9 protein-coding genes are annotated in these 11456 nt (G+C 58.4%); 5 read left to right on the top strand and 4 right to left on the bottom strand.

Annotated elements, in window-relative coordinates; genetic code table 11:
* Positions 1 to 60 precede the first annotated feature (60 nt).
* The 5 genes from Q0F21_RS02855 to Q0F21_RS02835 are packed head-to-tail and all read left to right on the top strand — an operon-like array spanning position 61 to position 6519.
* On the top strand, positions 61 to 2157 hold the full coding sequence (locus tag Q0F21_RS02855; protein ID WP_297237216.1) for an RNA degradosome polyphosphate kinase: 2097 nt from the start codon (positions 61 to 63) through the stop codon (positions 2155 to 2157).
* Positions 2158 to 2162: 5 nt separating this feature from the next.
* Positions 2163 to 3059 carry a Ppx/GppA family phosphatase gene (locus Q0F21_RS02850; protein WP_297237214.1) on the top strand — a complete coding sequence of 299 codons (897 nt, stop codon included), beginning with the start codon at positions 2163 to 2165 and terminating at the stop codon, positions 3057 to 3059.
* 5 nt (positions 3060 to 3064) lie between these two features.
* Positions 3065 to 4567 carry a ComEC/Rec2 family competence protein gene (locus tag Q0F21_RS02845; RefSeq protein WP_297237212.1) on the top strand — a complete coding sequence of 501 codons (1503 nt, stop codon included), beginning with the start codon at positions 3065 to 3067 and terminating at the stop codon, positions 4565 to 4567.
* Positions 4568 to 4610: 43 nt separating this feature from the next.
* Positions 4611 to 5738, top strand: a complete 1128-nt coding sequence (locus Q0F21_RS02840) for a PCMD domain-containing protein (RefSeq protein ID WP_297237210.1) — start codon at positions 4611 to 4613, stop codon at positions 5736 to 5738.
* A gap of 13 nt (positions 5739 to 5751) precedes the next feature.
* The gene (locus Q0F21_RS02835) at positions 5752 to 6519 is read left to right on the top strand and encodes a porin family protein (protein ID WP_297237208.1); all 768 of its coding nucleotides are present in this window, start codon (positions 5752 to 5754) and stop codon (positions 6517 to 6519) included.
* 88 nt (positions 6520 to 6607) lie between these two features.
* On the opposite strand, the gene Q0F21_RS02830 is transcribed toward Q0F21_RS02835, so the two are convergent.
* The 4 genes from Q0F21_RS02830 to Q0F21_RS02815 are packed head-to-tail and all read right to left on the bottom strand — an operon-like array spanning position 6608 to position 11407.
* Positions 6608 to 7807 (bottom strand): ABC transporter permease, encoded by a 1200-nt coding sequence (locus Q0F21_RS02830; RefSeq protein ID WP_297237206.1) that lies wholly within the window; start codon positions 7805 to 7807, stop codon positions 6608 to 6610.
* Positions 7797 to 8966 (bottom strand): ABC transporter permease, encoded by a 1170-nt coding sequence (locus tag Q0F21_RS02825; RefSeq protein ID WP_297237204.1) that lies wholly within the window; start codon positions 8964 to 8966, stop codon positions 7797 to 7799. The genes Q0F21_RS02830 and Q0F21_RS02825 overlap by 11 nt, the downstream gene beginning before the upstream one ends.
* A gap of 11 nt (positions 8967 to 8977) precedes the next feature.
* The gene (locus tag Q0F21_RS02820; RefSeq protein WP_297237202.1) at positions 8978 to 10003 is read right to left on the bottom strand and encodes an efflux RND transporter periplasmic adaptor subunit; all 1026 of its coding nucleotides are present in this window, start codon (positions 10001 to 10003) and stop codon (positions 8978 to 8980) included.
* 12 nt (positions 10004 to 10015) lie between these two features.
* Positions 10016 to 11407 (bottom strand): TolC family protein, encoded by a 1392-nt coding sequence (locus Q0F21_RS02815; protein WP_297237200.1) that lies wholly within the window; start codon positions 11405 to 11407, stop codon positions 10016 to 10018.
* Between the last annotated feature and the right edge of the window lie 49 nt (positions 11408 to 11456).

Raw genomic sequence — 11456 nt, 5'->3', positions numbered from 1 at the left:
TGTGGGTTTTTGGCTAAATTTATCCCATCATTTAATACAGAATAGACACACACACTTACCATGACTCAACCTCATCCCGCCGAACTGTATGTCGATCACGACATCAAGCTCGATGATGATAATTATGTAGACCGCGATGAGAGCTGGATGTACTTCAATCACCGCATTCTCCTCGAGGCTCAGCGGGAGGATATCCCTCTCCTGGAGCGGGTCCACTTCCTCGGTATTTACTCAAATAACTTGGACGAATTTTTCCGTGTCCGAGTCGCCTCGATCCAGCGCAATATCGAGGACGATGACAGCGGGTCCGGCAAGGTCAAGCGGAGCAAGAAGCTGCTCGCCACGATCTACCGGCTCAATGAGGACTACAAGCAGGAGGTGGATCGGACCTTTCGCCGACTGATGAAGGCGCTCTGGGAGGAGCATATCCACGTGGTCGATGAGACGATGCTGACGCCGGAGCAGGAGCATCAGGTCTTCGACATCTACGCCCGGAAGCTCAGCTCGATGATCAATCCGCTCTTCCTCGACCGGATCCCCGACCCTCAGGAGCAGCTCGATGAGAGCAATTACCTTGCTGTGGATCTGAAGCGGATCGATGATGGGAAGGAGGAGCGGAGCGACATCGCCGTGATCCGGATGCCACAGTCGGGGGAGGATCGCTTCGTCCGCCTCCCGGATGATCCGGAGGGAAATAAGTGCGTCATGTTTATCGATGACGTGATCAGGTACAACCTTAAGAATATCTTCGGAGGGCTGCCCTACAACAGCTACGAGGCCTATTCCTTCAAGTTTACCAAGGATGCCGACGAGGATCTGGTGGAGGACAACTCCTCCCTCGGTCTCCTACAGCAGGTATCCCGCGGACTGAGGAAACGGAGCCTCGGGGAGACGCTGCGCGTGGTCTATGACCGAAAGATGCCAAAGCAGATCCGGCAGATGCTCTTTGAGAGTGCCGAACTGGATAAGAACGATGCCCGCGTCGCCGGATCGAGGTACCATAACACACGTGATCTGATGGACTTCCCCGACTGCGGGAGGACCGACCTCCTCTACACCCCCTGGACCCCGATTATCGGGCGGCATGCGGACTTTGAGACTGGGATGCTCGACACGATCCGACGTAAGGATCAGTGGCTCCACTTCCCCTACCACAGCTTCGACACTTTTGTCCGGGTACTTCAGGAGGCGGCGATCAGCGAGGACGTGCAGGAGATCAAGGCAACGATCTACCGTGTGCCCAAGCACTCCTCGGTCGTCAAGGCTCTGGTGGCTGCGGCACGTAATGGTAAGAAGGTGACCTGTGTGATCGAGCTGCTGGCGAGATTTAACGAGGAGAGTAACATCTCCTTTGCCCAGAAGATGCGGGACGCCGGCGTGCGGGTGCTCTTTGGCCCAGGGTACCTCAAGATCCATAGCAAGCTGGCGCTCATCAAGACGAAGAGGGGCAGCATCGCCTGCATCGGTACCGGCAATATGCATGAGGGAAATGCCAAGACCTACACCGACTTCATGATGATGACGGCTCGGCGGGGGTTAGTGAGTGACGTGGAGCGGGTCTTTGACTTCATCGAGCAGCCTTACCTGACGACCCGATTTAGGGAGCTGATGGTATCACCCAACTCGATGCGCAGCCGCTTCATCCGACTGATCGACACAGAGATCCGGAATGCGGAGCAGGGACTGCCCGCCTATATCCATGTCAAGGTGAATCACATCGTCGACGAGGAGATCGTCGAGCGGCTCTACCGAGCATCGCAGGCCGGGGTGGAGGTGCGGCTGCTGGTGCGCGGCAATTGCTCCCTCGTGCCGGGGATCAAGGGGGTGAGCGATCATATATTTGTAAATGCGATCATCGACCGCTACCTGGAGCACTCGCGGATCTTCATCTTCTGCAATGGTGGAAAGCCGAAGTACTTCCTTGGCTCCGCCGACTGGATGAGTCGAAACCTGGACCGGCGGGTCGAGGTGGTGACCCCCGTCTACGACCCAGACCTGAAGCGTGAGCTGGAGCTGGTGGTCGACTATGGGCTGCGTGATGTCTCTCAGGGACACTTTGTCAATGAGCAGGGTCGTCGACCCCGCCGCTATGTGGAGGATAAGCCGTGGTTCCGCAGTCAGGAGGCGCTCTACCGGCACTATTTAGAGGAGATATAAAGACTATGTTTAAGAAAAAGCACTACGCCGCCATCGACATCGGATCCAATGCGGTCCGCCTGCTCATCAAGTGTCTCACCGATGACCCGGAGCAGCCGCTCTCTAAGGTGCAGCTCCTCCGGGTACCCCTTCGACTCGGTGAGGATGCCTTTGTGAAGGGTAAGATCTCCAAGGGAAAGGTCAAGGATCTTGTCCGCCTGATGCTCGCCTACAAGTACCTCATGCAGATCTACGAGGTGTCTCACTATCGGATCTGCGCCACGTCGGCGATGCGCGATGCGTCCAATGCTGCCAAGGTGGTCGACGAGGTCGAGGAGGAGACCGGGCTGCAGATCGAAGTGATCTCCGGTGAAGAGGAGGCTCGTCTCGTGGGACACAGCCGGGTGCGCCAGCTGGTACGGGACGAAGAGACCTACTACGTTATGGTCGATGTAGGGGGTGGTTCGACCGAGGTATCGATCCTAAGGGGGAGCCAAAAGGTGGACTCTCGCTCCTTCAATATCGGTACCGTGCGGCTGCTGAGTGGTCTGGTACGGAAGTCGGAACTGGAGGAGTACCATGCCTTCCTCGACTCGATCCATGAGCGCTGCGGAGACCTGGAGATCTTCGGTACCGGTGGAAATATCAATCGGCTTGCCAAGATCAATGGCACGCAGACCCCGTGGGGCAAGGAGATCACTACCCCTGAGCTCCACGAGATCTACGACATACTCGAGGGAATGGATCTCGACGAGCGGATGTCGAAGTATGGGATGAAGCCTGACCGCGCCGACGTGATCATCCCGGCGGCTCGCATCTTCATCGCTGCCGCCGACCGCCTCGGGACGACGAAGATTATGGTCCCCAAGCTGGGTCTCGCCGATAGCATCATCGACCGCCTCTACGAGGAGGACGAGGAGTAGGGGGCGTGAGTGAGGAGAGGATACGCTCGCTGAGGTATGGCGATCGGCCTGCCCTATGGGTGCTGGTCGCTTGTCTCATCGGGTGGCTCTTCGCCTACCATCACCTCTTGCTCTATGGTGGGCTGGCGCTAGGGCTCCTGACCGTTGGCGCTTTTCTGCTTTCCCGGAGGCGAGGGTGGGAGCTGGATCGCTTCTTCCTCCTTCTACCACTCCTCGTGATCGCCTATGGGGTCTATGCCGATCAGCGATTCCGATCGCTTAGGGCAATGCCCCGTGCGGTGACGGTCCAGGATGCTTCGGTGAGAGTCAATTATCCTGTCGCCTCCTCGGCTGAGAGCGCCATCCGGTATGATGCAGTCCTACTCGTGGAGGAGGGGAAGGAGATCCCCTTCCTCCTTACTCTGCCCGGAGAGTCAGCGGAGCTCTATGGGGTGATGCTGCGGGGTGACCTCGACCTGGTCGCACTTCTCGGCGACACGCTGCCCGGCTCCTACGGACGATACCTCCTCGGGGAGGGGTATGTGGCGCAGGGGTACGGACAGAGCCTGGAGACTGCCGGACGTGCCCGGACTATCCGATGTAGGCTGATGGAGGGACGGCATCGGCTGATCAGCCGCTTCGATGCCGCAGTCGGTAATCGGCTCTCGGGGGAGGATAAGGGGCTGATCTACGCGCTCTGTCTCGGTGAGCGACTTCATCTGCCTCGGTCGGTGAAGTCCGACTTCACCTCCTCCGGCGTGGCACACGTGCTGGCGGTGAGCGGGTATCACCTCGGGATCGTCTTTGGTCTGCTGAGTGGGCTTCTGGGACTTCTCCTTCCCGCCTATCGTCACAGGAGGCTGCGCTACCTGCTGATCCTCCTTGGGCTACTCCTCTACACGCTGCTGACCGGCGCCTCGACCGCAACGGTGCGCGCCTTTATCATGAGCGGCATCTACCTCCTCGCAAAGCTCCTTGGACGACGAGCAGACCCGGTGCAGGTGCTGTCGCTGACGCTCCTCTTCTTCCTCTTCCTCAGTCCCCTCTCGATCCTCAGTGTCGGTCTGCTCCTCAGTGTCAGCGCTGTCTGGGGACTGATGAGCTTCATGCCCATCCTACTCCGGCTGGTCAGCCCCTCACTCAGGTCGCTCCGCTTCGTCTGGAATAGCCTCGCAGCCTGCATCTCTGCTCAGATAGGCGTGCTGCCCTTTCTCTTCCTCTTCTTCGGTAGGGCGGCAGGGAGTATGCTCTGGAGTGCCGTCCCTGTGGTGGCACTGAGTGGTCTGCTGATCCCGGTGGGGCTGGTGGCGCTTGCACTCCCCTCGATGCCGGGTCTCCCCTGGCTGCTAAGCCTCCTCTCCGAAGCGATGCGGGCGGTGACGGAGACCTTCGGCACGCCGGCGCTGAGCCTCACGGTGACGATGCAGTACGACCTCGTCCTCGCCGTCCTCTACTACGCCATCGTCCTCACTGCCCGCGAGCTCTTCGTCCGACTCTACAACCGTCGAATGCCCTCAGTCTGCGGGTGATATCCCTTTTTGCATTACCTTTGTATACCTTTTAGAAAAAGATATGAATATGAGCAAGCGAAAGCAACTGCTGATCCCGATGATCAGCCTCCTTACTCTCCTGCTGACCGGATTCTCCTCCTGCATCCGCCCCGAGGCACCCAATGCGGAGGCGGACATCCTCTCCGTCGAGGTGGAGGGGATCACCCCGAGGGAGAAGCCCCTCATCACCAATACCGCCATCAAGATCGAGGCGGAGCCGTGGGTTGACCGCACCGCCGTGGCGCTAAGCTTTACCCTCACGCCCGGCGCCACCATCTCCCCGGCGAGTGGCAGCAAGCAGGACTTTACCCGGCCCGTCACCTATACCGTCACCTCGGAGGACAAGCAGTGGACGAAGGAGTACACCGTCACCATCGCCTCCTCTCGCCCCGCCCCGGGACACTTTGACTTCGAGAAGGTGAAGGTAGAAAATGATGGAGTCGGCAACTACCACATCTTCGAGTTCTCGTCAGACTCGTATTGGGCGTCCCCCAACAGCAGTTATTCCTACGTTATACAAAGTCCTTCCCTGGGTGTGGATCCCAAGAGCCCCTTGTCCTATCCTGTAGCGCAGATTTCCGAGGGATACAAGGGAAGTTGCGCCCGCTTGAGCACACTCTCCACGGGCGAGGTAGGTCTTGCATTCAGTTCGCCAAAGGCTGCCGGGACACTATTCCTCGGGGTATTTGACTCTAGGGCGGCTATGTTTAACCATCTGAAGGGGACTAAGTTTGGCATCCCGGAGACCCGACGGCCGCTTATGCTGACGGGATACTACAAGTACAAGTCGGGCGACAAACTGACCGATGAGAACTCCAAGGAGATTGCGGGCAAGAGGGATCTCCCGGCGCTCTATGCCGTCTTCTTCGAGACCGACGAGGAGACCGCTTACCTCGACGGGACCAATGTCCTCACCTCGCCCAATATCGTCCTTACCGCTCAGCTCAAGGATCCAAAAGAGAGCGATGAGTGGATCCACTTTGAGCTCCCCTTCGAGCCCGTGGAGGGCAAGAGCATCGACCCGGCTAAGCTGAAGGATGGTGGATACAAGTTCACGATCGTGATGACATCCAGCAAAGAGGGGGCTAAGTTTGAGGGTGCAATAGGCAGTACCCTGTTTGTCGATGAGATCGATGTTTACTACGAATAAGCCGTGCCACATCATGAAACAAATCTTACTATCTCTCCTCTGCCTCCTCTCGCTCACTGCCACTGCGCAGGAGGCTCGCGACAAGAATATCCTCGCCGCCCTACGCCATGGGTGGAATTTTGAGCTCCGTGCCGGACTCTCCATGGGTGGCACCGCCCCCATCCCCATGCCCCGGGAGATCCGCGGCGTGGAGAAGTACAATCCCAAGCTCAACGTCCATGTGGAGGGACAGGCGTCCAAGTGGTTTGACCCGCACTGGGGACTGGTGATGGGACTCCGCATGGAGCAGAAGGGGATGGTCACCGGTGCCCGGGTAAAGAATTACCACACCTCGCTCCTCCTCGGTGAGGGCGCTGAGGTGTCGGGCAACTGGACCGGATACGTCGAGAGCAACTACGCAGCCTCCTCCATCGTCCTCCCCATCAGTGCCGCCTATAAGGTCAATGATCACGGCAAGCTACAGGCGGGCCTCTATGCCGGCTACCGATTCGATGGCAGCTTCACCGGACACGTCACCGACGGGCACTTCCGCATGGGATCGCCCATCGGTGAGCGGGTCGACTTCCCCGAGGACAAGCAGGCGACCTACGACTTCTCCGGTGAGCTGAGTCGCTTCGAGGCGGGTATGCAGGTGGGCGGCAGCTGGCGCGCTTACCGCCACTTCCTCGTCTACGGTGAGCTGAGGGCCTCCTTCACTCCGATCTTCCCCGGATCTTTCGCCACCCTGACGACCAAGCTCTACCCGATCTACGTCAGCACCGGCTTCAGCTACCTCTTCTGAGTGACCAGACTCCATAAGAATGGGGTGCCACCGGTGAGGTGGCACCCCATTCTTATGGAGTCAAGTGCTGACCCGATCCGAGGATGGGTCAGTGCAGCGTCCGCCCCTTGCGGTACTGGAAGTAGTAGCCGAGGGAAGCGATCGTGAAGTAGAGCGCTGTCAGGACCCAGAGAGCCCGACACTGGTGGAGGATATCGTACAGCGAGGCACCCGTACCCAGCAGGGCGATGTATCCTTGGACCGCATGGGTACTGGGGACGAGGTAGGCAACGGATTTCCATAGCCAGGGGATATTCTGCCACGGCCAGACCACGCCGGTGAGGAAGAAGAAGACCAGCGACAGCGGGACGATGTAGATCAGTACCACCTCCCGCCTCTTGAAGAGGAAGGAGAGCCCGATGGACATAAAGATCACCGAGAGCAGATAGGGGACGATAAAGATCAGCATCCTCAGCGGCGTCGTCAGGATCGGTATCCTTAGACAGTAGGGCACGATACAGAGCACCCAGATACTGAGGAGGAAGTAGAGCACGAAGTAGATCACACTCTTATTGATCACCATCCGCATCGGCCCATGGATCGTCGACGGTATGAGGTAGTGCGTGTCGTTGCTCTCCCTCGCAGTGGCCGCCAGCATACAGATCCCCAGGATCAGCGTCTGCTGAAGGATCAGGATCAGGATGGGCGGCATGAGGAAGGTTCCTATGCCTGCGACAGGATTGTAGTATCCCTTGCCGTCCTGATAGACCGGACGTACCTCTATGTCCGTCAGTGCCTTAGTCGGCTTCCCTGCCCGCTCCGCATGGATCTCACCGCCCATCTGGAGGGCGTTATTATTGAGTGCCACCATATAGTTCTTATAGTACAGCAGCACATTGCCGAGGCTCATCAGCTCCACTTGGACCTGATCCGCACCCCGGTAGAGATCGGCCTGGAAGTTCTTTGGGATCCTGGCGTAGCCGTAGGCGTCGCGATCCATGATCATCTGCTCCGCCTGCTCTATCGTGGGGACGACCGCCACCACTTCCACCTCCTGCGAGGCGTCCACACGACGGATGTACTCGCGGGAGAGAGAGCTGTTATCCTCATCCACCACGACCAGCTTCGACTCCTCCACTACCTCGGTATTGTAGAAGGCGGCGTAGAGGAAGGGGTAGATGATCGGGACGAAAAAGAAGAATAGCAGCACCCCGGCATCCCCCTTGATCGCATCGATCTCGGTTCGCCATATCGCCTTTGTATCAGCCCTGAGGAGAGAGAGTCTCCTCCGCCACTTGTTATCGGACATAAGACACTTCTAAGAGCTCACGCTTGAGGTTATGACTGCACAGCAACGGCAGCAGGACAAAGGCTGCCAGCCCCAGGTAATAGGGGATGCTGAGCGAGAGAGGGAACCCGTTAAGCGACTGATCAGTATAGATCATATAGTAGTACCTCATCGGGAAGAGGTAGGAAAGGGTGACGAAGGGGGAGTACATCGCATCGATCGGGAAGGAGAATCCTACGATGGAGAAGGTAAGTACCCCGAAGAGACTTGCCAGACTCACTCCCAGTCTCAGGATCGGCACAAGGGTGATGAAGAAGACCCCGACTGCCTCCGCTGCCACGATCAGCAGGAGCAGTGCCAGGAGCATAGGCCCCCAGCCGTTAGCAAGGGGGAAGCCGCAGAAGGTGTAGAGCATCGCCAGACAGGCGCACCCCACCACAAACCAGATCAGCGTATGGACTGCCAGCTTGCCGGCGAGGGCGACATGCATACTTCCTCCCGCGGTCTCTAGCCACTCCTCGGCCGACTTCGCCTTGATCTCCACGCCGACAGCGTAGGCAGTCACCTGCATGATCAGCAGCTGGATGATCCCGAGGATGAGGATGTTGCTGAGGTAGACGGAGTAATTGAGCCACTTATTCCCCTTGATCTGATCCTTGACGACGATCGGCATCACGTTGGTCATGATCTCCGTCTCCGTCTTGCCCATCAGGGTCCCCATCTGGAGCCCCACAGCGCCATTTGCCATCTCGCTGATCATGCGGAGGTTCTTATAGCTAAGGTTTCCGCCGATGATCGAGTGGTAATTGAGGTAATAATTGATGGTGGGCTGCTTGCCGGAGGAGACCTTGTCGGTAAATCCCCGGGGGATGACGAGGATGCCGAAGGCCTCATTTTGCTGCATCAGCTCACGTGCCTCGGTGAAGCTTGCCGTCCTCAGCACCACATGACTCTCGGAGAAGCCGTCAAGATTATCCACCAGTCGCCGTGTATTGGACGTATTGTCCAGATCCACGACAGCGATCGGCAGATCGCCCGGCAGTCCCTCACCCATAAGGGTAAGGAGGAAGACGGCAAAGAACACCGGCACCACGATCATCCCCGCATAGTAGATAGAGTGAGTGGAGACCAGTCTCCACTCGCGCTGCACCACCTTCAGGAAAGGAGAGGATGTATTCACGGGACGACGCTTCACTTCAGACTACTCCTGTCGATGACGACACTCATCCCCGGCTCCAGATCCTCTATCTTATCGAGGAGCTCCGCCTTTACTTCAAAGGTGCGGAAGTCTATCTGCCCGGTCGGCTTTTTTGCCTTACGGACGGAGTAGATACCCATGTCCTTGAGATGAACCACCCTCAGGAGACACTCCTCGTTACCCAGGGCAGGGATCACCCCCTTGAGCGTCGTACCGCGGCGGATGCCGGAGAGACGATCCTCGCTGAGGGCAAAGACGACATAGCATGAGGTGGGATCGGCGACATTCATCACCGGGGAGCCGGTGCCGACCAGCTCGCCCACATGGGGCACGATGTCAGTGACACGCCCGTCGAGGGGCGAAGTGAGGGTACCCTCGCTGACGTAGAGGTCCACCTCCTTGAGCGTCGCATCCATATTGCTGACCAGCCCCTCCGTGGTACCGGTGCGGTCGGAGAGCGCTCCACGCTTGGCGAGGTCGTAGCGACTCTTGGCAGCCGCCTCGGCCGCTTCGGCAGACCTCACGAGAGCGCGTGCCTGATCGTACTTCTGAGCAGAGACGACACCTTCCTTGTAGAGGTTCTCCACGCGCTGGAAGCTCGACTGAGCCACCTCGCGAGTCACCTTGGCGCTCTGCCACATCTGGAGGGCAGCCTGCTGTACCTCTGCGGGACCGCCCCCGGCGAGGGAGCGATTGAGCGCCATGGCAGAGGCGCGCATGGCCTCCGCCTGCTCCCGCTTGGCATAGACCTCAGGGGAGTAGATGCGGACCAGGGTATCCCCCTTCTTGACCATCTGTCCCTCCTCCACGAGATACTCGGAGATACGACCCGGCACCTTACCTGAGATACGTATCTCATCCACCTCTACGTGACCGATCACCTCCGACTCCCGGGGGGAGAAGAAGACGAATCCTGCCAGTGCCACGAGGGCGATCACAACGAGGGTGGTGACGATAGTTATCACCATCTTATGTCTCAGCTCCTTGGAGAGGGAGCTCTTTTCTTCTGTCTGTTGCATTATCCTTGTTACTTATCTGGTAAATCGTGCAGTAGGGACGTAGTGTTTGATCTTGCTCTCACTCGACTTCAGGGCGATGGCAGCGTCGATATAGCTGTCGTAAGCTACCGACCAGGAGGTCTGAGCCTCGGTGAGGACAAGTAGAGGGATCACCCCCTCACGGTACCCCAGCTGAGCCTGTCTGAGGGTCTCGTCGGCACTGGAGAGACTGAGCTTTGCGGCGGAGAGCTGCTTATAGGCTTCTTGATTGTTCAGCAGGAGCTGATGGATCTGGAGATTGATCTTCTCGCGAGCGTCGGTCAGCTGCCTCTGCTTGATCCCTCGCTCGGCGGCGGCACCCTTCCTCTTGGTGATCCCGGTGTAGATGTCCGTGAGGGGGATCTGAAGTCCTACTGCCACATGCCAGCTCCCACCATACTCATCCTGCATCCCGGCAAAGAGATTGGGGTTAATGGTGGTATAGCCACCCAGCAGGACCACCTTGGGGAGCGCATCCGCCAGCTCCACCCTCTCCTTGGCGGCGAAGATCTTATCTGCCGTCTCGAGGGCACGCACCTCGGGTCGCGCATCGATGCCACCGCTGATCTCCTGCTCAGAGAGGAGGATCGGCGTGTCGATCGCCTCGTTGCGGGCAGTATCCAGCGTCACCTCATCAGCCAGACGGTAGTCACTCTCCAGCCCGAGACCGCACTTCTGCGCCAGGAGCATCTTGGAGAGCGAGAGCCCGTTCTCCACCTTGAGCCGCAGCTGATTGGCATCGCTCTGCTTGACCCGTATGGAGAGTGCATCCGCCTCGGTGGCGACGCCCTCCTTGACTGCCAGATCCACATTTGCCACCGCCTCATCAAGGAGAGCGGTGAGCCTGGTCGCCAGCTCCAGCTTACTCGACAGAGTGACCACCTGCCAGTAGGTGTCCTCCACGCTCAGCTCGAGCTCTCGCTCTTTCGTCTCCATCATGATCCCCGCCAGATCTACCGCCGAGGAGGCCATCTTGTAGCCGTTGATGATCTTGCCTCCCATAAAGATCGGCTGAACGAAGGAGACGGTGCCGACCCTGGTATTACCGAGGTCGATGGCGGTCTTGTTCTTGATCTTCTCCGGCAGGTACTGCCCCAGCCCGTGGAGCGCATGATCCCAGTCGATCGGCTGCAGGGGATCCTCGATGTGGGAGTAGGCTGCTCCCAGTGATACCTTGGGGAAGAAGTTGACCCCCACCTCGCCCTTCTTGGCCTTGGCCATATCGATCTTCAGCTCCTCAGCCTTGATCAATTCGTTACTGGCGGTAGCCATTTGGATACACTCCTCCAGTGAGTAGACCTGCTCCTGTGCATACGCTGGAGTCAGGAGGAGAGCGGCGAGTAGCGGAGCCGTCAGACTCTCCAGGACACGTTTCAGATTTCTCATACTTTCATTACATCTCTAACCACATCTTCCCCACCGACAATACCTGGTG

The organism is uncultured Porphyromonas sp. (assembly GCF_934359325.1).
In the GTDB taxonomy this organism is placed as follows: domain Bacteria; phylum Bacteroidota; class Bacteroidia; order Bacteroidales; family Porphyromonadaceae; genus Porphyromonas_A.
Note: the sequence above shows the minus strand (reverse complement) of the source record. Positions and strands in the feature narration are given on the sequence as shown.